The 20,236-nt window shown below is 60.1% G+C and carries 18 protein-coding genes and 1 pseudogene; 7 read left to right on the top strand and 12 right to left on the bottom strand.

Features of this window, described 5'->3' with window-relative positions:
- Positions 1–7 precede the first annotated feature (7 nt).
- The 6 genes from CDO46_RS00775 to CDO46_RS00750 form a co-directional block, all read right to left on the bottom strand.
- The gene (locus CDO46_RS00775; RefSeq protein ID WP_087836669.1) at positions 8–661 is read right to left on the bottom strand and encodes an amino acid ABC transporter permease; all 654 of its coding nucleotides are present in this window, start codon (positions 659–661) and stop codon (positions 8–10) included.
- 19 nt (positions 662–680) lie between these two features.
- Complete coding sequence (locus tag CDO46_RS00770; protein ID WP_207958702.1) at positions 681–1,538, bottom strand: transporter substrate-binding domain-containing protein; 858 nt, start codon at positions 1,536–1,538, stop codon at positions 681–683.
- Positions 1,539–1,655: 117 nt separating this feature from the next.
- Positions 1,656–2,435, bottom strand: coding sequence for an enoyl-CoA hydratase/isomerase family protein (locus CDO46_RS00765; RefSeq protein WP_087836668.1), 780 nt, complete (start codon positions 2,433–2,435; stop codon positions 1,656–1,658).
- Positions 2,428–4,785: an acyl-CoA dehydrogenase gene (locus CDO46_RS00760; RefSeq protein WP_087836667.1), complete on the bottom strand. Its 2,358-nt coding sequence runs from the start codon at positions 4,783–4,785 to the stop codon at positions 2,428–2,430. The genes CDO46_RS00765 and CDO46_RS00760 overlap by 8 nt, the downstream gene beginning before the upstream one ends.
- Positions 4,782–5,972, bottom strand: coding sequence for a CaiB/BaiF CoA-transferase family protein (locus CDO46_RS00755; protein WP_243724706.1), 1,191 nt, complete (start codon positions 5,970–5,972; stop codon positions 4,782–4,784). The genes CDO46_RS00760 and CDO46_RS00755 overlap by 4 nt, the downstream gene beginning before the upstream one ends.
- Positions 5,973–5,983: 11 nt before the next feature.
- The gene (locus CDO46_RS00750; protein ID WP_087836666.1) at positions 5,984–6,952 is read right to left on the bottom strand and encodes a tripartite tricarboxylate transporter substrate binding protein; all 969 of its coding nucleotides are present in this window, start codon (positions 6,950–6,952) and stop codon (positions 5,984–5,986) included.
- Between the two features lie 170 nt (positions 6,953–7,122).
- Here CDO46_RS00750 and CDO46_RS00745 point away from each other — a divergent pair, with 170 nt between their 5' ends.
- Genes CDO46_RS00745 through CDO46_RS00735 form a run of 3 tightly spaced genes read left to right on the top strand, consistent with a single transcriptional unit; the run spans position 7,123 to position 8,584 of the window.
- On the top strand, positions 7,123–7,896 hold the full coding sequence (locus CDO46_RS00745; protein WP_087836665.1) for an IclR family transcriptional regulator: 774 nt from the start codon (positions 7,123–7,125) through the stop codon (positions 7,894–7,896).
- Between the two features lie 57 nt (positions 7,897–7,953).
- Positions 7,954–8,187, top strand: a complete 234-nt coding sequence (locus CDO46_RS00740) for an AbrB/MazE/SpoVT family DNA-binding domain-containing protein (RefSeq protein ID WP_087836678.1) — start codon at positions 7,954–7,956, stop codon at positions 8,185–8,187.
- A complete protein-coding gene (locus CDO46_RS00735; protein ID WP_087836664.1) occupies positions 8,174–8,584 on the top strand; it encodes a PIN domain-containing protein in 411 nt (136 codons plus the stop codon). Before CDO46_RS00740 ends, CDO46_RS00735 begins: the two co-directional genes overlap by 14 nt.
- A 150-nt stretch (positions 8,585–8,734) precedes the next feature.
- On the opposite strand, the gene CDO46_RS00730 is transcribed toward CDO46_RS00735, so the two are convergent.
- The 5 genes from CDO46_RS00730 to CDO46_RS00710 all read right to left on the bottom strand — a co-directional run bounded on the left by CDO46_RS00730 (position 8,735) and on the right by CDO46_RS00710 (position 15,242).
- Positions 8,735–9,715, bottom strand: a complete 981-nt coding sequence (locus CDO46_RS00730) for a tripartite tricarboxylate transporter substrate binding protein (protein ID WP_165963385.1) — start codon at positions 9,713–9,715, stop codon at positions 8,735–8,737.
- 61 nt (positions 9,716–9,776) lie between these two features.
- A complete protein-coding gene (locus tag CDO46_RS00725; protein WP_087836662.1) occupies positions 9,777–11,501 on the bottom strand; it encodes an FAD-dependent monooxygenase in 1,725 nt (574 codons plus the stop codon).
- Positions 11,498–12,673, bottom strand: a complete 1,176-nt coding sequence (locus tag CDO46_RS00720; protein WP_087836661.1) for an aromatic ring-hydroxylating dioxygenase subunit alpha — start codon at positions 12,671–12,673, stop codon at positions 11,498–11,500. The genes CDO46_RS00725 and CDO46_RS00720 overlap by 4 nt, the downstream gene beginning before the upstream one ends.
- Before the next feature lie 20 nt (positions 12,674–12,693).
- The gene (gene hmgA / locus CDO46_RS00715; RefSeq protein ID WP_087836660.1) at positions 12,694–14,058 is read right to left on the bottom strand and encodes a homogentisate 1,2-dioxygenase; all 1,365 of its coding nucleotides are present in this window, start codon (positions 14,056–14,058) and stop codon (positions 12,694–12,696) included.
- A gap of 110 nt (positions 14,059–14,168) precedes the next feature.
- Entirely contained in the window at positions 14,169–15,242 is a 1,074-nt protein-coding gene (locus tag CDO46_RS00710) for a fumarylacetoacetate hydrolase family protein (protein ID WP_087836659.1), read from the bottom strand.
- An 80-nt stretch (positions 15,243–15,322) separates the two neighbouring features.
- Between CDO46_RS00710 and CDO46_RS28235 the strand changes: the two genes are divergently transcribed.
- The 4 genes from CDO46_RS28235 (at position 15,323) to CDO46_RS00695 (ending at position 19,632) form a co-directional block, all read left to right on the top strand.
- Entirely contained in the window at positions 15,323–15,484 is a 162-nt protein-coding gene (locus CDO46_RS28235; RefSeq protein WP_165963384.1) for a hypothetical protein, read from the top strand.
- Between the two features lie 327 nt (positions 15,485–15,811).
- The gene (locus CDO46_RS00705; protein WP_165963383.1) at positions 15,812–17,104 is read left to right on the top strand and encodes a citrate/2-methylcitrate synthase; all 1,293 of its coding nucleotides are present in this window, start codon (positions 15,812–15,814) and stop codon (positions 17,102–17,104) included.
- 254 nt (positions 17,105–17,358) lie between these two features.
- Complete coding sequence (locus CDO46_RS00700) at positions 17,359–18,546, top strand: alpha/beta hydrolase (protein WP_087836657.1); 1,188 nt, start codon at positions 17,359–17,361, stop codon at positions 18,544–18,546.
- A 306-nt stretch (positions 18,547–18,852) separates the two neighbouring features.
- Complete coding sequence (locus CDO46_RS00695) at positions 18,853–19,632, top strand: porin (protein WP_087836656.1); 780 nt, start codon at positions 18,853–18,855, stop codon at positions 19,630–19,632.
- On the opposite strand, the pseudogene CDO46_RS00690 reads toward CDO46_RS00695, so the two are convergent.
- A pseudogene (locus CDO46_RS00690) lies at positions 19,613–20,113 on the bottom strand (IS630 family transposase); the annotation flags it as partial. The gene CDO46_RS00695 and the pseudogene CDO46_RS00690 overlap by 20 nt on opposite strands.
- Positions 20,114–20,236 lie beyond the last annotated feature (123 nt).

Here is a 20,236-nt window from a genome sequence, read left to right as displayed (position 1 = left end):
TTTTCTCTCAATGCCCCGTCAGGCCAGGCACGCGGTAGTGTTTTTCCAGCGCCCACACCACTGTCACCAGCACCTTGTAGATCGCGAAATAGATGAGGCCCACGGCAACGTAGATTTCCACCCCACGCAGTGTGGCGGCGGACAAGGCCATGGCCTGCTTCATCACTTCGGGAATGCCCACGGTATAGGCAAAGGGCGAATACTTCAGCACCGTGGTGAACTCGTTGATCATGCCGGGCACGGAGAACCGCAGCATTTGCGGAATCTCTATGTAAAGGAGCGCCTGCATCCGGCTCATGCCCATTGCCTCCGCCGCCACGATCTCATTCGCGTCGACCGAGTCGAAGGCGCCCCGAAACACTTCGCCCAGATAGGCGCCCGCGATCAATCCGAGACTTAACATCATCGAAACGAGTGGCGGCACGCTGATGCCAATGCCAGGCCACCCGAAGAAGACGATGAACAGCAGCACCAGCACCGGAATGCCCCGGAACACATAGGTAAAGGCATCCAGAAAAAGATTGAGCGCCCGCCAGCCCAGGCGGTAGAGGATGGCGACGGCGAGGCCCACCAGAATCCCCGTTGCGCTGCACAACAGAGTGACCAGGATGGTGTAGCCGGCTCCTGTCGCCAGCAGGCCGAGAATATCCAGGAAACTCATCGGATGCCGATCGGTTCCGTCAATCGAGCCACTTGTGGATAATGGCCTTCAACCCTTCCGGCCCCAGTTCGTCGCTCAGGTAGTGATCGAAGTCCTTGCGCAACGCGGAATCCTTGGGAAAGGCGAATCCGAAGCGGTCGAAACCCGTGAACACGTAGCTGTCGCGGATCGGCAATGTCTTGCGATACACCGAGGCGACGGTGCCGTCGAGAAAGGCGAGGTCCAGATTGCCGTTCTGCAGATCCGACAGCACTTCGTTATAGGAAGGATACATTTTCACCTGGCTGAGCCGGTAAATGCCCTTCGGCTCCAGCTCCTTCGTGATGAAATCGCTGTAGGCCATGCCACGCGGGTAGCCGATGGTGTATTGCTTCATTTCGGCCAGGTCGTCGAAATGAATGTCCTGTTTTTTCAGGCTTACCAGGTTCCAGGTGTTTTCCATATAGGGCTTGGAAAAATCCATGACCTCCTCGCGCTGCGCAGTGATGGAAATACCCGAAAAGGCCACGTCCGCCTGGCGGCTGACAACGGCACCGAGCATGCCCTGCCAGTCGTACGAGGTAATGCGCAAGGTGCAACCCCTGGCCTTGCAATAGCCCTCGAAAATCTCCAGATCGAGGCCCTTGGTTTGGCCGTTCTCCTCGTACAGGTTGGGCGGCGACGCTGGCGATACGGCCACCCGGATCACATCGCCCGAGTCCTTTGCGGAGCATCCTGCCAGGACCAGCAGAAGAACGCTCAACAGACCTGTGAGCATACGCATGTGATTCTCCATGAAATACGGGTTATTGGCGGGCCCGCTACCGAGGTAAAAAGCCGAAGCAATAGTATCAGAACGTTGCTGCAAGGCCGATGTAAAACCGGCCTTCGCAGGCAAGCGCTTTCCTTGGCCTCGCAACTCGGGTTGAGTTCGGCGCCGAACCGGCGACAAACCCCTCATGGCTGGACGAATCCCACTTCAAGTGGCCGGGACGCCACCCGCAACAATCGCCTATCAGCTGCCTTTGAAAATCGGCTTGCGTTTCTCCACGAAAGCATTTGCCGCGTCTTCGGTCCGGGACAGTTCGCCTGTCATGGTCTGTTCGAGGCGATAGCCATCGCGAATCGACATGAACTCGACCGCGTTCATTGCGCGCTTGGCCATCTTGATCGCGGTCGGGCTCTTTTCGGCGATCACCCGTGCCATCGCCAGGGCCTCTTGCATCAGCGCGCCGGCGGGCACGACCTTCTCCACCACATTGCGTTCAAGCAGCTCGGCGGCGTGGATGCGATCGCCGGAATACATGAGCCGCCTGGCGCCAAATGTCCCCAGCAGTCTTTGCGCGTGGCGGCCGCCTCCAAGAAGCCCGACGTTGATTTCATTCAACGCGATGAACGCCGTCTCGGAAGCGATGAGGTAATCGCAGGATGCGGCGAAAGCCAATCCGGCGCCGACCGCCGCGCCGTTCAGCGCGCCAATGACCGGTACCTCGCAATCCATGATGGAATAGAACCCTTCACGGCCAATCCGTGCATGAAGGGCGTGCGATCCCGGTTGGCCGGCCTGGCCCGACTCGAGGCTGGACGCGCGCATCTTCACATCCGCCCCCGCGCAGAAGATTTTTCCCGCGCCGACCAGAATCGCGACGCGTACATTCGGGTTGTTGTTGAAGCTGTCGAATGCGGCCTGAATTTCGAGCACCATGGCTCGTGACGTCGCGTTGACCGGCGGCCGGTCGAGCGTGACGACAGCGATGAAATCCTCGATCGCCACACGGACGTTGGGTTCATCCATGTCTGTCCTCCTTCGGCAGTCCCAAAACCCGCGTTGCGATGATGTTGCGCTGGATCTCATTGGAGCCGCCGAAGATGGTGAACGGACGCGCCGTAAAGTAATGCGCCAGCACGTCGATCCGCTCTGCGCCGAATGTTTGCTCGCCGTAGAGTCCGCCGGCGTCATCCACCGCGCTCACGAGCAAATCCGTCAGGCGCTGAAGCGTTTCGGTTGCTAGGATCTTCATGCCGGAAACTTCCGATCCAGGCAAACCTCCGCCACGGAGCTTGGCACCGAGGCGCTCGTACAAGGCGGACAAATCGAGGACATCCAGTTCGAGCTGGGCCAGGAGGTCCGCGAACACGGCGTCGTGGATTTTTCCAGTGTGTCGCGCGACGGTATGCAGATGGTTCAGCATCAGAAAGCAGCGGCGTGGAGAACCCGCCACGGTTCTTTCGAAGCCGAGCAAGGATTTGGCCACGCTCCAGCCATCGTTCATTTCGCCGACGAGATTCGAGCAATGGGTACGGACGTCATCCAGGAATACTTCGCAGAATTCATCGTCCCCGGTCAGGTTCTTGATTGGCCTGATCGTCACGCCTGGCTGGTCGAGGTCGATCAGCAGGAAGCTGATTCCTTTTTGCTTTTTTGCGGAGCGGTCCGTACGCACCAGCGCGTACATGTGCGTCGCGTCATGCGCCATCGACGTCCATGTCTTCTGTCCGTTGACGATGAAGTATTCACCCTCGAGCCGTGCCTGGGTACGCAGCGCCGCCAGATCCGAACCGGCATCGGGCTCGGAGTACCCCTGGCACCAGACGTGGTCGCCCGAAATGATTTTTGGTATGAATGCCTTGCGCTGTGCTTGCGTACCGCGGGCAATCAGGATCGGCGCGACCTGGTTGATTCCTTGATCGTGCAGGCGTGGAAGGCCGATCATCGCGGCCGCCTCGAAGTAGATCAGGAGCTTGCCCGGCGCAAGGCCCATGCCGCCGTATTCCCTGGGCAGTCCCGGCGCGAGCCAGCCTTTCCGGGAGAGCGTTGAGTACCATTCTCTCACCTCGTCCCAACGCGGCCGGTTCGGCATGAAACGCAAGGACCGCGGGCAGTGCTCATCGAAGAAGCGAAGAGCGCTTTCCCTGAATTCGGCATCGTCCATGTCGTTCCAGTCTTGCGAACCAGGCTCTGCGCTGGACGGCGATCCGAGGGAAAGAGGCGGAGCGGCCGCGAAAGTATCGTCTTTCAGGTGCAAGCCCAGCGCGCGCAGCCGGGTTCGGTGCGTTCCGGCGTTCCCGAGAACCGCGGACAGGACGAGTAGGCGTTTGAGATGATGCCCGATGATGTATTCGTCGGTGTACCCGATCGCGCCATGCAGCTGGATCGATTCTTTCCCGACCTTCAGCCCGGCCATGCTGCTGCGGCATTTGGCCCTGCTCGCGGCAATGCTCCGCTCACGGGAATCCGACGTGGCGTCCATGGCCTCGACAGCCTCGCCCACGGCGGCGGAAGTGAGCTGTTGAAGCAGATATAGATCGACGGCGCGATGCTGAAGCGCCTGGAACGTTCCGATCGGGCGGTCGAATTGCACGCGAGCCCGCATGAACGCCAACGTGACGTCAAGGGCCGCGCTCAACACGCCGTAAGCCTCGACCGACGTCATCACGACGGCCTCGTCCAAGGCCTGCTCCAACACGCGATGGCCTACCATTGCCGAAGCAACCATGTTCCCGGCGGGAACGACGACGCCGGTCAACTTCAGGATTCCGAGCTTCGATCCATCCACTCTCGATTCGAACGAGAGTTCCACTCCCGCTGCGTGGCGATCGATCCAGAAGAGCGCGATTCCGCTGTCAGTACGTGCGCTGACCACGAACCCGGTGGCCATCCCGGCGCCGAGGATGAAATTCTTTCCGCCGTCGATACGCCAATCGCCGCTCTCCAGGGATGCCCTGGTACTCACGACACCGGGATCGTATTCGCCGCGCAGTTCCTGCCACGCCAAGGCTGGCAGTTCGTCACCGGAGACGCATCGGGGAAGGAGCCGCTCCTTCAAGACTTCCTTGTCGCCCAGGACCAGGCTTCGGGTTCCCAGCACGGCGATGGCGACCAGCGGTTCAGCCACCAGGCCCCTGCCGAGCTCCTCGACCAGGGCCGCCATGGTCTTGAAGTCAAGATCGAGTCCGCCGTATTGCTCCGGAACGAACATCGCCAGCCATCCCAGTCGCCGGATTTCTTCGATATAGTCATCCGCGACGTCCCGCAGCCAAGCGCCCTTCTTTCGTGCGTGGCGTGCCGCGAAGTCGCGCGCGCTTTGCCGGATCATCGACAGCTCGAAGCTATCCTCCGGTACTTGTCGGGCAACGTTGCTCATGGGATCTTGCCTGCTCTCGTTGGCTCCTGCGCACCGACCCTATCCGCCAGCACGGAAGCCGTATCGGCGCCCAGCGGGACACTCGGAAGATAGGGCGGCATCGGCAAACCTTCGAACCGGATCGGAGTGCCCTGGACCACCATGCGGCCATATTCGGCGTGATCGATCCAGTGCAGCATGCCTCGTTCATGGAGATGCCGGTCATTGACGACTTCCAAGAGCGATCGAACCGGCGCGCTCGGAATACGGGCCTCGATCAGCTTCGCGAAGAGCTGCTCCTTGGTTTGCGTGCGGGTGATTTGCCCGAGCGCATGATCCAGGTCGTCCAGGTTTGCGCATCGGTCGCGCATCGTGCGAAAGCGCGCGTCGCGCGTTAGCTCGGGATGGCCAAGTGCGTCGGCCAGGGCGATCCATCGCGCTTCGTTGCTGGCGATGATCACGATGTAGCCGTCGGACGCTGGATAAACGTTATATGGCGCGACGGCCAGCCCGCTGTGCCTGTTTCCGGTGCGCGGCGCTTCCTTGCCCCCGGAGCCGTAATACATCCCGAGACTCGAGGCGAGGGTCGGGAAGATCGCATCGAGCATCGCGACCTCGACTTGCCGTCCGCGCCCGGTCCGTTCCCTGTCATAGAGCGCCAGACAAACCGCGCCGAAAAGGTGGGAGCCCGCCGCGAAGTCGCATACCGTGGCGCCCGCCTTGACTGGCGGGTTCTCGGGATATCCCGTGGTTTCCATGAGCCCGGACATCGCCTGCACAGCCAGGTCCATGGCGGGGTAGTCACGGTAAGGGCCGCTGCTGCCGTAACCGCTGCTCGACGCGTAGATCAGTCTCGGATTGGCCGCCTGCAATCGCGAGGCGTCCAGTCCGAGCCGCGCCATGACGCCCGGGGCGAAATTTTCGACCAGGACGTCCGCATGCTGTGCCATGGCCATCAGCGCCGATTTCCCCTCTTCGGCTTTCAGGTCGAGTACGACGGATTTCTTGTTCGCATTGAGCATGGCGAACGGCATCGCCGCGCCTTTCGCGGATCCCTGCCGCTTCCTGAGATGCTCCCCCCCGGGCGGCTCGATCTTGATCACTTCCGCTCCGGCCATGGCCAGCAAGAAGGTGGCATACGGCCCATTGAATATCTGCGTGAGATCGAGAATCGTCACGCCGTCCAGCGGTTGCTTCATCGCTTCCATGTCGTCGCGGCCTATTGTCCGGCTCTTGCGCCAGACGCCTCAACGGACGCCTTCCACTTGACCTGTTCTTTGCGAATCCAGTCGGCAAGCTGCTTCGGGCCGCCTCCTTCATAGCTTGAGCCGTAGGCCGCGAGCTTGCTTTGCAATTCCGGCGACTTGAAGGCGTCCTCCACCGCGCTGGCGATGCGGTTGGCCAGTTCCGGCGGGAGGCCCGGGGGCCCGATCAGCGCGAGCCAGGTGGCATAGTCGTAGCCTGGAACGCCAGCAGCGGCGACGGACGGCACATCGGGAAGCACCGGCGTGCCTTTCGCCGCGCTAATGCCCAGCGGCCGCAGGCGGCCGCCACGAATCTGGGGCACGGCAGCGACCGGATCGATGGCGATCATGTCGATCTGGTCGCCCATCAACGCCGTCGCCGCCTCGGAACCTCCCTTATAGGGAATGTGGAGGACTTGCACGCCCGCCTTGGCGAACAGAACGGCGCTCATCATGTGACTCGTTGCGCCCACGCCTGATGAACCATAGGAAAGTTTTCCCGGGTTCGCCCTGGCGGCCGCGAGGAAGTCTTGCAGCGATTGATATTTGCTTTTGCTGTTCACGACAAAAACCAGGGGGTCGCTCGACAGCAGGGTGATCGGCGCAAACGCTTGTGGATCGTATTCAAGCTTCGGATAAAGGTACTGATTGATGGCGAGAGGACCCGGAGCCGTCACCATCAGGGTGTATCCGTCCGGGGCCGATTTGGCCAGGGCAAGCGCGCCGACATTCTGTCCGGCGCCGGGCCGGTTCTCGACGATGAAGGTCTTGCCATATCGCTGCGTCAATGCATCGGCGAGCAATCGACCGACAGCGTCAGTGACCCCGCCCGCGGTAAACGGAACGATGATGCGGACAGTCTGTCGATTCGGCCAATCTTGCGAGAACGCCATATTGCTGAATAGAACCGCAAAGATGGCTACGGCGAGCGTGAGCTTTCGCATGGTGTCTCCTCCACGAAACCGGGGCTCGCGAGGCGAGTGCCGCGCGATTTTTTTGAACGCAGCTCAGTTTATGGTCGCAGACTGTCCCGCTGCCGCACGGTTGCCATCGTTGTTCCATAATGTAAAACATCAGCTCAACCACTCATGAAGCGCCTCTTCATCCCGATGATATGAATGCACCCGCCGGCACCCAGAGCATCATCCGCACAATCAATATCTTGAAGGCCGTGGCAGACCGCCGGGAGATCGGATGGCGGCTCACCGATCTGGCGGCGCATTGCGGTCTCGGAAAATCGACGACATATCGGATCGTCGCCTGCCTCTGTTCGGAGCGCATGCTTCAGCAACGGCCGGACGATCGTCGATATATTCCGGGCCAGTTGCTCTATGAACTGGCGCTCGCTTTGCCTTCCTACGCCGCGTTCAAAGACGCCGCGCATCCTGGTCTGGAACAGCTGTCCAAGCGGCTTGGCGGAATTGCGTTCCTGTATCTCAGGTCGGGCGAAGAGGCGGTATGCATCGATCGGGTCGGCGACGCCGCCGTGCCTGCCATCACCGGAGTGGGCACGCGGCGGCTGCTGTCCGAATCGACGTTCGGAATCTCGATGCTTTTTGCCATGCCCAGGCAAGAACGCGAACTGTTGCTGGCCGCCAACCGGCGTGATCCCCACGCCGCCAAAGGCGAACGCGCAGCGGCCTATCGGAGAATCCTCCAGCGTTCGCGTCGCTGCGGTTTCGGTTTGAACGAGGGGGACATCACCCAGGGAACAACGGGCATCGCGGTGCCCGTGGTCGACCGGTTCAAGCGGCCCATCGCGTCGATTGGCGTCATGGTCCCGAGCGAGAAGTGCGGAGCGGATCGACGGCCCCGCGTGCTCGCCTTGCTCCGGGAAACGGCCCTTGCGCTTGCCGCGGATTCTGCGTTCTCGGTTGCCGCGACTTAGTTGCGCCTCGGCCTCCAGGATATACAATAGAAAATGTATATCCAAAAGGACGATTCCATGCAAGTCGCGAAGTGGGGCAACAGCCTGGCCGTGCGGCTCCCGTCAAGCCTGGTTGAAGCGCTTGGATTGCGGGAGGGGGACGATATCGAAATCGTGGTCGACAGCCCGCGGACCTTCGCCGTGCGCAAAAAGCCGGGGACAGATGAATTGCTGGAGCGTCTACGCCGCTTCCGTGGCAAGCTGCCGTCCGACTTCAAATTCAGTCGGGACGAGGCGAATGAGCGGGGCTAAGACCAAGGTGTTTATCGACAGCAATATCGTTCTCTATTTGCTGTCGGAAGACACTGCCAAGGCGGATCGTTCGGAAGCGTTGCTCAGGCTCAGGCCGACCATCAGTGTCCAGGTGCTCAACGAAGTCACGAATGTCTGCATTCGCAAGCTCGGAATGACCTGGAGCGAGGTGGGACAGCTTCTTGATGTAGTGAAAAGCTTGTGCAATCTCGTACCGCTGACCATCGAAACCCATGACCTGGCCCGACGGGTCGCCGAGCGCCATGGGCTGGCCTTCTATGATGCCTGCATCGTAGCTACGGCTTCGATGGAAGGCTGCCGGACACTGTATACCGAAGACATGCATCACGGCCTGATCATTGAAGACAGTCTGACATTGAGAAACCCCTTTGCGTGACTTTGGTGGAAGCCAGCTATCGACAAGCGAAAACGCTGGCCCGCGCTTAGCCTGACAGTTACTCACGCGAAACGGTGCCCGTGCTCTGGTTTCCATTCATTCTTGCTGACGGAGCCTGCACAAGATACGGCGGCCGCATCGAGACCCTCGTCAGTCCATCCTGATATTCGCTTGGTCCACAATTTCCTTCCAGCGCTCCGACTCCTTGGCCATGTAGTCGCTGAATTCCTTGCCCGCGGAATAGCCCGGCACACCACCACCGCTTTCCACCATTTCCTTGAATTCTTGCGTCTGCGTCGTTTTCCGCAATGCTTCCTGCAATTTGGCGACGATGGGGTCGGGCGTGTGAATGCCAACAAAAAAACCGAACCACGAACCAAAAACATAGTCCTTCAAACCGCTTTCCACCAAAGTTGGCACGTCCGGCAGAAGCGGATTGCGGGTGGCCGAGCTGATCGAAATGCCTCGCAATTTTCCGGCATTGATCACTTTGTACAGATTGGCACCACCGGAAAGAATCTCGACCTGATTGCCCATGACCGCAACCTGCGCCGGCCCGCCACCGTTGTAGGGAACATGCTGGATATTCGTATGGGTGCGCAGCTTAAAACCTTCGAAAGTCATGTGCGATACGGACCCGATGCCAGGCGAGGCAAAGCGCAGTTTGCCGGGCTCGGACTTCGCCAACGTGACCAGTTCCTGCACTGATTTGGCCGGCACCGCCGGATTCGTTGCGAAGACGATGTACAAATCGGCCACCTTGGCCAGCGGTCGAAGATCCTTGGCCGTATCGAATGGCAGCTTTCTGAGTAGCGGAAGAATGGTTAGCGTGTCTGAACTGGAGAACAAGATCGTATAGCCGTCGCTGGGAGCGCGCACGGCCGCTTCCACGCCTATGGCGCCCGAAGCACCACCCCGGTTGTCCACTACGACAGAGACATTCAATTGTTTCGACAGCTCGGCTGCCACCACGCGGCCGATCGTATCCAGCCCGCCTCCCGGAGGAAAGGGAATGATCATGCGAATGGGTCTGTCGGGATAGCCTTGTGCACGGGCGATACCGCCCATGCCTGCGCCGCAGGCGGCCGCCAGGAGAGTCAGAACCATGCGGCGATTGAAGCTCTTCAACATCGTGTCTCCTCGATTGAACTTTCTTCCGCAAGGCTGGCCGCCTCGTCGTTTGATCTTCGATCTATCTACCAGTAGCCTGCGCTTGGGGTGCTCGAACCTGCTGGTTCCGCAGATTGCCGCGCACCGTATCGACAAGGCCCGTGACATCGTCCGGCAATCGATCGCCGCGCCACGCGACGTGGCCGTCCGGACGGACCAGCACCAACTTCCTTTCATAGAGCGCGGAAATATCGGGCTGGTCGATGGCGACGACCTGCAAAGGCATGCCGACCGCGGCGGCGGCGGCCGATAGGGATTCCGCCCGAGCCTTGTCCAAGCCGAAGTACAGCAGGACGAACCCCCGTCCGAACAAATCGAGGGTCGAGCGGCCGTCGGCCAGCCACGCGTGAGGCGCGCGCGAGCCCGGCCGAGCCGACTGCTCGTATATCGTGGAATCGTCGAGGGGCGCTGGCGTACCGTCGGAAATACAAATGGGCGATGTATCGTATCGGTATCCCATCGTGGTGCCCCAGGTTTCCCATTCGGGCTTGAATGCCTGCTTGAGTGCGGCACCAACCGTGTGGCGGTCCTCCTCCGCCGCGGACGTATTTTCCAATATGTGTGAATAATCCAAGGCAAGCCGCCACGGCTTGAAGTTGTTCGCCGCCGCCGCGGTATTGCGCACTGCCACGGGCAGGCGCTCGATTTCGTAAGTGTCGAGCAGGTCGCTGCCGCCCCAGCCGCGCAATACGGCCTCAAGCTTCCATCCCAAATCGACTGAGTCGGCTGCGCCGGTGCTCATGCCAAAGCCGCCGGTCGGCGACATAGCATGCACGGAGTCCCCGGCCAAAAAGACCCGGCCCTTGCGAAGATGGCGGGCCACAATCTGTCGCCGCCGCCATGGAGTTACCGTCGTTATTTCGAAGGGTATGTCATCGCGGCCGAGGCAACGGCGCACGGCGGCTGTCATATCGAACCGCTTCAGATCCAGCTTTTCTTCCGTTCCGGCGATGGTCAAGCGCCATTCGCCCCGTCCATCCACCACCGTCAGATTGCCCCACACCCCCTCCGGTCCGACAAATATATAGCGCTCGGCGGTTCCCTTTTCGTGATATCGCTCAAGATGGGGAATTGTTATCAGGGCACTGATCGAATAGCTGAGGGCGGGGTTGCCCTCCACGTCTATGCCCAATGCTGCGCGCACTCCGCTATTGACACCGTCGCAGCCCACCATATATTTCGCGCGAATGGCGTACTGCTTGCCAGCGGCGGCCCTTGCCCCCCCCGCCGCGGTCCGGGCGTCCGCATCGAAATCGTAGGCCAGAGATTCTTCAAGCCGGGTAACTGTGGCGAGCACCCTTTCGTTATCTTGTTCGAAATCCTCCAAGCGGCAGCACCTTTCAATGCGAACGCTGGGGAACTCCTTGGCAGACTGCTCCAGAACCGGATCGAACATATGTTGTGGGCAGCGATATTTGTTCTCGGGGCTGAAGTCCAGAGGGGAAAGGTCTTTCAATGCGGGATACGGGTCGCGTTCCAGCGTATGGCCGGCAAGGCTGGTACAAAATATGATGTCGAGCTTGAAATCATTGGGAAATCCTGCCGCACGTACACGATCGACGATTCCCCAGCGGCGACAGAATTCCATCGTTCTAGCCGATATTCCCGAAGCGCGCGGCAAGAGAAACTTGCCATCGTGCTGATCGACGACCATGCAGTCGATGCCGCGCCAACCAAGTTCCATGGCCAACGCCAGCCCGACTGGGCCCGCTCCCACGATCAGAACCGAGGTATCAACGGTCTTCACGCGGGGGCTCCCATCGCATCCAGGTAATAATTCATCAGATGGTGCACCGCACCTTCCAAATGCGACATCTGGCCAGGCTTGTAGAACCGCGAGTTAACCGCCTTTTGCAGTTCCACGACCATCGGACCGTCTTCGTCGGTAATGGCATGCACAATGAAGTCCTTGTATTCTTCATAGCGGGTCTGGAAGTCGGGGCGCTCGAACACGGCGTACGGAAACAGACTGTACAAGTGGATTTCAGTCTTATCAACGGCGACCGGCCAGACCTGCCACATGCGCAAGCTGTCAGCCCGCAACGAAAGATTCAGATTGGGAAATATCCCCGCCTTGATCGACGTACTGGAACTCATGCCTTCGAGCCAGGGCAAGATCGGGAACAATGGCTCGCCATCCTTCGAATGCGGCCGCGCTTCCTGCTCGTATATCCACCCGCCGCGCGGCAGTAATTCGAACTCGATCGCATTGCGGTCAGTCTTCAGGAAGCTGCCGAAAGACGTCTTGTGTATCACTGGTACGTGGTAGATATCGATCAAGTTTTCGACCAGCAGCTTCCAGTTGCAGTTCACCTCTAGCACGACTTTCTCCGCCGACCTGCATTGTTCGGTTCGGAACCACCACAGTTCTCGCTCATACGGCTCGATGAACTCGGTAAAGCCGAGCGGATTGTCGTTGAAACTGATGAATATCCAGCCGCGCCACAGCTGCAGTTGGATGGGCTTGAGCCGATAACCTTCGGTGCTGGTCATGGTGCTCTTTCCCATATAGGGCGCGGCGCGCAGATTTCCCTTTATGTCGTAGTTCCAAGCGTGATAGGGACAGCGGAAGCCGCGGGCGTTACCGTGGCCCGACGCGACGGGCACGCCACGGTGCAGGCACATGTTCAAGAATGCGCTGACATTGCCGTTGTCATCGCGGCTGACAATGAATGGCTCGCCCGCGATGCTTTGCGTGAAATAATCGCCGGGGTTGGGAATCTGCTCCTCTCGGCCTATACACAGCCATGTATGCAGAAAGATACGGTCTTTTTCAAGCTGCGCCACCTGCTTGGAACAATAGAGTTCCCCAGGCAGCTGCGAGGCTTGCGCTGGGGGCAGGCGCGTTTTTTCGATGGCGTCGCACAGGTGGGCAAAAGGCTCCGGCGCGGCGAGCGTAAGTTCGACGGGTGCGTTCATGAGATCTCCGTTCCATAGGGTCAAGGCTTGCCGGTGAACAAGGATTCGATTCCCTGCCAGCATTGCGCGTAGTCTTGCTGCAACTGCTGCGAATTCAAGGCGTATTCAGTCAACCGCAGGGGATAAGACGTTTCGAACATGAATGCGTAGGAATGATCGAATTTCTGCGGCACGAGGTCAGCGGCCATTGCCAGCTTCGTCGTGGCGGCGTCAGGGCCATGCGCGACGCCGGAATTGTGCAGACTCGCGCCGCCCGCCAGGAATCCGTCCGCCTTGGCTTCGTGGCGGCCCTCGATCAGGCCCATGAATTCGCTCATCACGTTGCGATGGAAATATGGTGGCCGGAAGGTGTGCTCCGAGACCATCCAGCGGGGGGTAAATGCGACGAAATCCACGTTGGCCGTTCCCGGCGTATCCGACGGAGCGGTCAGGACGGTGTAGATCGAAGGGTCCGTGTGGTCGAAGCTGACGGACGATACGGTCATGAACCGGCTCAGGTCGTACTTGCACGGCACCGAATTGCCTTGCCATGCCACGACATCGAATGGCGAATGATTCGTTTGGGCCGCCCAGAGGCTTCCGCCCGCCTTGCCGATAATTTCATAAGGCCGGTCGGGTTCTTCAAACGCCGCCACCGGAGCCAGAAAATCGCGGATATTGGCCAACCCGTGCGAACCGATGGGCCCTAGTTCAGGCAAACGGAACGGCGCCCCGTAGTTTTCGCATACATACCCGCGCGAGGGGCCATCGGGCAATTCCACCTTGAAGCGTAGTCCCTTGGGGATGACCAGGATTTCCGTGGGGCGGACCGCCAATATGCCCAGCTCGGTGGTAACCAGCAGCGAACCCTGCTGCGGCACGATCAGCATTTCGCCGTCAAGATTCGCGAACGCGCGATCGGTCATCGATCGGTTCGCCAGATAAATATGCACGGCCATGCCGAGTCGAGTGGCCGGATCTCCGTTGGCCGCGAGCGTAATCAATCCCTGGACGAAATCGGCGGGAGTATCCGGGATGGGAAAAGGTGCCCAGCGCTGCGGATTGGGCGACCACCCTAAGGCCAACGGCGCGGTCCGGATCAAGCCGCTGTCCGTTTTCACGAACGGGCCGCTTACGGTCGAAGGCTGGATCCGGTAAACCCACGTACGCCGGCTTTCCTGGCGCGGCGAGGTGAACGACGTACCGGTCAGGCCCTCGGTATATAGCCCATATGTCGGGCGCTGGGGGCTCGTCTGCCCTTCCGGCAATGCGCCGGGCAGGGCCTCGCTGGCCAGTTCATTGGCGAAGCCCGTCTGATATCGCAGCTCTGCGGTTTCGGCCAGCCGGGCTCCCGAGCGATAGGGTGCGAGCCGTGTAATGCGGTCGATTCTTGTGGCTTCCAACATTTCTTCTCCTCGGGGACACGTGCCTGGGCCCGGAAAACAGCGATGGCACCGACATCTCGCGGCAACCGGCACGGGATGAATGGCAGTGTGGAGCGAGCGTTGTTGAAGATCTACGATTGGTCGATACTCGATCGAGTATTGGAAGGGAAATCTGTTGCCAGGCGGTCGGCGTCACGGCCGATCGCGTGTACATGGTTTTCGATTCGCCCGAAGACTGTCTTGCCGTTTTCGTCCAGTACCTCCAGGCTAACCGTGTCGCCATGCCTCATGAAAGGCGTGATGGGCCGGCCCTGTTCAATGATTTCGTACATTCGCAGTTCGGCGATGCAGCAGTAGCCCACCCCGCCCTGGTCGATGCTGGAACCCCACCGCAGATCTTGCTTATTGGAAACTGTGCCGCTGCCAACAATTGATCCGGCTTCCAGATCACGGGTAAGGGCAGCGTGCGAAACAAGCTGCGAAAAATCGAAATTCATATCGAGGCCTGCATTCGGCTTGCCGAAGAGCTTGCCGTTCAGGTGCACACAGACGGGCAGGTACAGTTTGGAATCGCGCCACGCACCGCCCAACTCATCGGGAGTAACGGCCACCGGTGCGAACGAAGACGCCGGCTTGGACTGCACGAAGCCAAGCTCTTTGGCGATTTCCGTGCGCAGCAGCTCGCGCAGCGATACGTCATTCATAAGCGTCACCAGGCGTATCGCACCCGTGCAATCGGCGGGTGCGGCGCCCAGCGGCACGTCGCCGGTAATCACCGCGATCTCGCCTTCGAAATCGATGCCCCAGGATTCATCGGCACGCATGGCCGCATAGGGTGGAATGAAACTATCGGATCCACCCTGGTACATGAGGGGATCGTTGTAGAACGACTCGGGCACTTTGGCGCCGCGCGCCTTGCGAACCAACTCGACATGATTCAGATAGGCCGAACCGTCCAGAAACTGATAGGCGCGCGGCAGCGGCGAATGGCATGCCTGAGGGTCGAAGCGCCGGGTGTCGGGCAGTGCGCCGTCACTGAGCCGACGATAGACGTCGCGCAAAGCGGGTTCGGCGTGATTCCAGTCATCCAGGGCTTGCTGCACGGTGGCCGCGATGTCTGGCACCGCGACACAATGTTCCAGGTCCTGCGATACGACAACGAGCTGACCGTCGCGGCAGGATGTACTGAGGGTTGCGAGTTTCATTCAAGGCTCTCCGCGGCGGATCGTGAAGGTCAACGGATCTCGGCCCTGGAGGCCCAGATCCTAATGGCGATATATTCGCCATGAAGCTAGAAAGCGTGGGAAACGCCAAGCGCAACCTGCCGCCGCGATATATCGGTGTTCCTGTTGAAATCCCGGGAGTGTCCGGCGTTGACGAAAGCGTACAGGCCGGTGCGTTTGCTCAGGCTGTAGTAATAAGCAAGCCCATAGACATTGGTTTTTGACGAAGTTGTCGCCTGGTAGCCAGCGGCGTTGTCTGGGCATCGGCAGGCGCGCCCTCGTTCGTTTGGCTTCTTAATTCCAGGCCATTCCATCTGCTGCCCATAGGGTTTCTCCAATGTAGCCAGCTCGACGCTGTAGGGAGGCCATACTAGCTCGCTGAGGGCATGCCAAGAGATAGCATCGATCGCGGATCGACGTATGGCTGCCGTTCGAGGCCGCTGTCGGAGGCGGGCCCTTGTTGGACCTTGACTTGTGGCGTAGACGTGTCAGAACATAGTGCAGTCAGCCCAAATTCCGATCGATGTCCAAGGCCGAATCCGTTCCCCGCCATGTCAAAATCGACCGCGCTCCCGGAGTCTTCCGCCGAGCCTGAAGTTCCTCTGGAAGACGAAGACAACATTTCGCGCGATGCCGCGTTGCAACTGTTGGGCGTAAAAAAAGAAACCCTGTATACCTACGTCAGCCGCGGCTGGATCCGCAGCTTTCCGTCGAACGAAGGCCGCGCGCATGTGTTCGCGCGTGCCGACGTCGAGCGCTTGCGGGCCAAGAGCCTGGCGCGCTCGGGCATCGGCGCCGTCGCTGAAACGGTCATGCGCTATGGCGAGCCGGTCATAACGAGCCGCATCTCCGAAATCACGTTGCAGGGTCCCCGCTATCGCGGACGGCTTGCCGTGGACCTGGCGGATCAGGGCTGTACCTTCGAGGCCGTCGCTTCATGGCTGTGGACGGGGGTGTGGCTGGAGGACCGGGTCTGTTGGAACGACGTGCCCGAGTTCCAGCCGCCGCCGGTGACCGGGCTGTCCGATGGGGGCACCTGCGACATCGTAAAGACCCTGGCGGGCGTCGTTCTGGCGCTGGGCGTGGCGCCGCCAGGCCCCGAACAGTTCAAGCTTGGCACCACGCTGGATGCTGCCCGGCAGATCATCCAGATCCTGACGGGCATGCTGGGTCTGCTGTCGAGCAAGCGCAAGTACATCGCGGTGCTTGCGGGCAAGCCGCTGGCCGCCAGCATTCACCGGATCCTGGGCCGCGCGGCCGATCCCGAGGCCATCGCGGCTCTCAACGCGATGATGGTTTTGTGCGCCGACTACGAACTCTCGCCAGCAAGTTTCACGGCGCGAGTGGTCGCCTCGTCGGGGGCCGACCTCTACGCCAGCGTGGCCGCGGGCTTGTGCGCGCACTCGGGCCTTCTGACCGGCCACATCTGTGACCGGCTGACCGAGCTGCTTTCCGGAGGGGCGAGAAATCAGAACCAGGACCGGCGGCTGAACGAAATAAGAAAGTTTGGCGCCACGCTGTATGGATTCAACCCCGCGCTGGCGCCTGATGGCGATCCCCGCGCATATTGGATGATCAAACAGGCCAGAGCACTCTTGCCCCGGGCCGAGACGCCCGTGCTCCAGAACATGCTGCGTTTTCTCGATCGCATCGAGGCTGATCTTGATTTGCATCCGGGTTTGCCTGCAGGCCTGGTGACGCTCACCGCCGCCCTGGGGCTGCCCTCGAAGAGCGCTGTCGCCGTTTGGGGAATCGCCCGCACCGCTGGCCAAATCGCCCACGTCATCGAACAGCGGGAAGCCGGCTTCGTACTGAGGCCGCGGGCCATGTTCGTCTTGAAATGAGCTGGCCGCCTCATACGCCAGCCTTAGAGACGATCCATACACGCGTGCCCTTTGGATTCGCCCTATGTCGTTCCAGGAATGCGTCGGCCACGCACCCTGGGTTTCCTCGAAGAGGCGTCACGCCGTCGGTGTCGAAACGGCTGCAATAGGCCGCCGCCGTCATCGATCGGGAATCGACCTTAACGTGGGAATGTCCGCGCCGCGACTTAGACTCGGCTATCGATTCGAGTCGAATCGCCAACGGAATCCCACTGATGCCGCCCCTTCAACCAATTGTCGCCGATTGGGTTCACCTGCAATATCCTGAATCATCCGCCTTTCGGGATACCTACGGGTTTAACAGCAGCCAGGGCCTCGTTCATCTGGAAGGCATCCGATACATGCCTTCGGGTGCATCGTCCGATCATTCGTCGGACACGCTTCTTATTTATATGCACCCGGCGTCTACCCTGCAACTGCTGCCTCTGCCCAAGGCCATGGTGCAACAAGGCTTGCATGTGCTGTGCGCGGCGAGCCGCTATGCCCGCAACGATACGGCCTTGATCTTCGAGAAAGTCCTTCTGGACCTTGGCGCCTTCATGCGCCATGCAAGAGAGACCTGGCGCTATAAGAACGTCCTTATCGTCGGCTGGTCGGGCGGCGGCTCGCTGTCGCTGCTATATCAATCGCAAGCCGAGCATCCAACCATTACCGAGACGCCGGCGGGCGATCCCATCGACATCAAGAAGGGCTGTCTCATTCCAGCCGATGGAATAATCCTTCCGGCAAGCCACCTCTCGCGCGCCCGTCTGCTCCGCGAATGGATTGATCCCTCTGTTCTAGACGAGGACGATCCCGACCGTAGAGACGTCGAACTTGACCTCTACAACCCCGCCAATCCGAACCAGACCCCTTATTCCGCGGAGTATTTGCAACGTTTTCGCGCGGCGCAACTGGCTCGTATAAGGAGGCGGACGGCCTGGGTCAAGGAAACGCTGCGTCGTTTGACCGCTGCTGGTGGCAAGGAAGTCGAACGTGGCTTCGTTACCCATCGCACCATGGCCGACCCGCGCTTTCTCGATCCGGCAATCGACCCGAATCTCCGTATTCCAGGAACCTGTTTCTTAGGTAATCCCGAAACGGTCAATTCAAGTCCGATAGGTGTCGGCCGATTCTCGACACTACGTTCGTGGTTGTCGCAATGGTCCATCGAGGACTCGCAGGCGGATGGCGAAAAGTGCGCCGCCCAAATAAGCGCGCCGCTGCTTGCCATCGAGAATTCCGCTGATGATGCGGTCCCTCAACCTCATACGAAACTGGTCTACAACGCTGCCGGGTCCACCGACAAGACCTACAAGGTCGTCGAAGGCGCGAACCATTATTACGCTGGCCAGCCCGAACACCTGGCCACCGCGGCGAAGTTCTGCATCGATTGGCTGCGCGAGCGGAACTGGGCTGCCTGAGAACGCAACAATCTGGGGACCACATCGTTGACAAGGGCAGGAGGAAACAGCTGATCGCCTTTAGCGACCAGCACATTCAATATCAATAGCCGGCGAAGTCCGGCTCACCAAAGGGGGTAGCATGAGGAGAATTCTGTTGGGTACCGTCGCCACGATGGTAACCCTGGCGGGCGCTGGAACGATCCAGGCACAGGAATCGACCAGCCTGCGGCTTTACGGCCGAGTCGATCTGGGACTTATCAACGATAAGATCGAAGGCAATCATTCGAGCACCGCGATCGATAACGGGTTGTACGCACCGTCGGATTGCTTGGCAGCGAAGATCTGGGCGACGGCCTCAAAGCCGTTTTCGTACTCGAGAACGGCTTCTCTCCGGATACGGGCGCATTGGGCAACGGCGGCCGGCTCTTCGGCCGCAATGCCTACGTGGGCTTGAATTCGGATCAATTGGGGGAGTTGAAACTCGGCCGTACGCTCAACCTGGCATTCTCCTGGTTGCCCAGCATCGCCAGCCCCTTCGGGCTGGCGATGGGGCGCAACACCGTGGGTTCCACCTTCGGCTTCGACGACGATTCGTTCGGCAACGGTCGGGTCGACAATTCCGTCTATTACACGTCGCCATCGATGGGCGGCTTGCAGGCCGCCGGCGGCTACAGCTTTAATATCGGCACGCCTCTTCCGGGCGCGAACATCGTCAACGAGGCCGCCGGTTCGAAGAACAACAACCGCATGCTCGATCTGGGCGCTCGATATACTGGCGGCCCGGTGCAGGCGGGCGTGAGCTACATGCGCACGGACGTCGCGGCCAGCGCCACCAGCCAGGCCGATCCGTCAGCGATAACGGTGGGAGCCAGCTACGACTTCCGACTGCTCAAGGTGCATGTGGGCTACAGCCGCCTGAGGAACACGCAGACCGAGCCTTCTGGCAGGGCGTTGTCCAATCCCGGTTGGCTCACCGCCTGGCGCAACGACGACCAAGCCTATTCGGCAGGCATATCCGCGCCCTTGGGACGAGGCACGATCGCCGGTCGATCTCGAGCACAAGCGATTTATCGGCAAGCAACACCTAGTGTTCTGCCCCATTAATACGCCCGCATAATCGAACGATTTTTTCAAGGATGGAGTCTGCGGTGGCAGTCCAGATGAAGGGCTTGCAGGATTGGTTGTAGTTGTGCACGAAGTTCTGGATCTTGCCGATGAGGTCTTTGACGCTGGTGAACGAGCCGCGGCGGATGGCGCGTGAAGTGATGATGGAGAAAAAGCGTTCGACCTGATTGAGCCAACTGGAATAGGTGGGCACGAAGTGCATGTGCCATCTGGGTCGCTCGGCCAACCAGGCGCGTACCTTCGGATGCTTATGACTGGCGTAGTTATCGGCCACGCAATGGATGTCCAGTTCGGCGGGAACGGCCTTGTCGATCATGCGCAAGAACGCCAGGAATTCTTGATGGCGGTGGCGTGGCCGGCACTGCGCCAAGACTTCGCCATTCATCACGTTCAGCGCGGCAAACAGCGTCGTCGTGCCGTGGCGGATGTAATCGTGCGTGACGCCTTCTACATAGCCTAGGGCCTGTTAACACAACGCAGCCCATCTGCAATCAGGGCGAAATTGATGAACCCGGTAAACATGACGTCGAGTTTGTCGAAGCGGGAGAAGATTCTGCGGAAGCCTTTGAGTCGCCGAAACAGG

Source organism: Pigmentiphaga sp. NML030171, from assembly GCF_002188635.1.
GTDB classification, from domain to species: Bacteria; Pseudomonadota; Gammaproteobacteria; order Burkholderiales; family Burkholderiaceae_B; genus Pigmentiphaga; species Pigmentiphaga daeguensis.
The sequence above is the reverse complement of the archived record's forward strand: the minus strand, read 5'-3'. Positions and strand labels throughout refer to the sequence as shown.

What these genes read in the sequence shown, in the direction of transcription:
- CDO46_RS00765 (WP_087836668.1), bottom strand. Translation starts at nt 2,435, where the DNA reads ATGGATGAACCCAACGTCCGTGTGGCGATCGAGGATTTCATCGCTGTC.
- CDO46_RS00760 (WP_087836667.1), bottom strand. Translation starts at nt 4,785, where the DNA reads ATGAGCAACGTTGCCCGACAAGTACCGGAGGATAGCTTCGAGCTGTCG.
- CDO46_RS28235 (WP_165963384.1), top strand. Translation starts at nt 15,323, where the DNA reads ATGAAGCTAGAAAGCGTGGGAAACGCCAAGCGCAACCTGCCGCCGCGA.
- CDO46_RS00775 (WP_087836669.1), bottom strand. Translation starts at nt 661, where the DNA reads ATGAGTTTCCTGGATATTCTCGGCCTGCTGGCGACAGGAGCCGGCTAC.
- CDO46_RS00740 (WP_087836678.1), top strand. Translation starts at nt 7,954, where the DNA reads ATGCAAGTCGCGAAGTGGGGCAACAGCCTGGCCGTGCGGCTCCCGTCA.
- CDO46_RS00730 (WP_165963385.1), bottom strand. Translation starts at nt 9,715, where the DNA reads ATGTTGAAGAGCTTCAATCGCCGCATGGTTCTGACTCTCCTGGCGGCC.
- CDO46_RS00720 (WP_087836661.1), bottom strand. Translation starts at nt 12,673, where the DNA reads ATGAACGCACCCGTCGAACTTACGCTCGCCGCGCCGGAGCCTTTTGCC.
- CDO46_RS00735 (WP_087836664.1), top strand. Translation starts at nt 8,174, where the DNA reads ATGAGCGGGGCTAAGACCAAGGTGTTTATCGACAGCAATATCGTTCTC.
- hmgA (WP_087836660.1), bottom strand. Translation starts at nt 14,058, where the DNA reads ATGTTGGAAGCCACAAGAATCGACCGCATTACACGGCTCGCACCCTAT.
- CDO46_RS00700 (WP_087836657.1), top strand. Translation starts at nt 17,359, where the DNA reads ATGCCGCCCCTTCAACCAATTGTCGCCGATTGGGTTCACCTGCAATAT.
- CDO46_RS00710 (WP_087836659.1), bottom strand. Translation starts at nt 15,242, where the DNA reads ATGAAACTCGCAACCCTCAGTACATCCTGCCGCGACGGTCAGCTCGTT.
- CDO46_RS00705 (WP_165963383.1), top strand. Translation starts at nt 15,812, where the DNA reads ATGTCAAAATCGACCGCGCTCCCGGAGTCTTCCGCCGAGCCTGAAGTT.
- CDO46_RS00755 (WP_243724706.1), bottom strand. Translation starts at nt 5,972, where the DNA reads ATGGAAGCGATGAAGCAACCGCTGGACGGCGTGACGATTCTCGATCTC.
- CDO46_RS00745 (WP_087836665.1), top strand. Translation starts at nt 7,123, where the DNA reads ATGAATGCACCCGCCGGCACCCAGAGCATCATCCGCACAATCAATATC.
- CDO46_RS00750 (WP_087836666.1), bottom strand. Translation starts at nt 6,952, where the DNA reads ATGCGAAAGCTCACGCTCGCCGTAGCCATCTTTGCGGTTCTATTCAGC.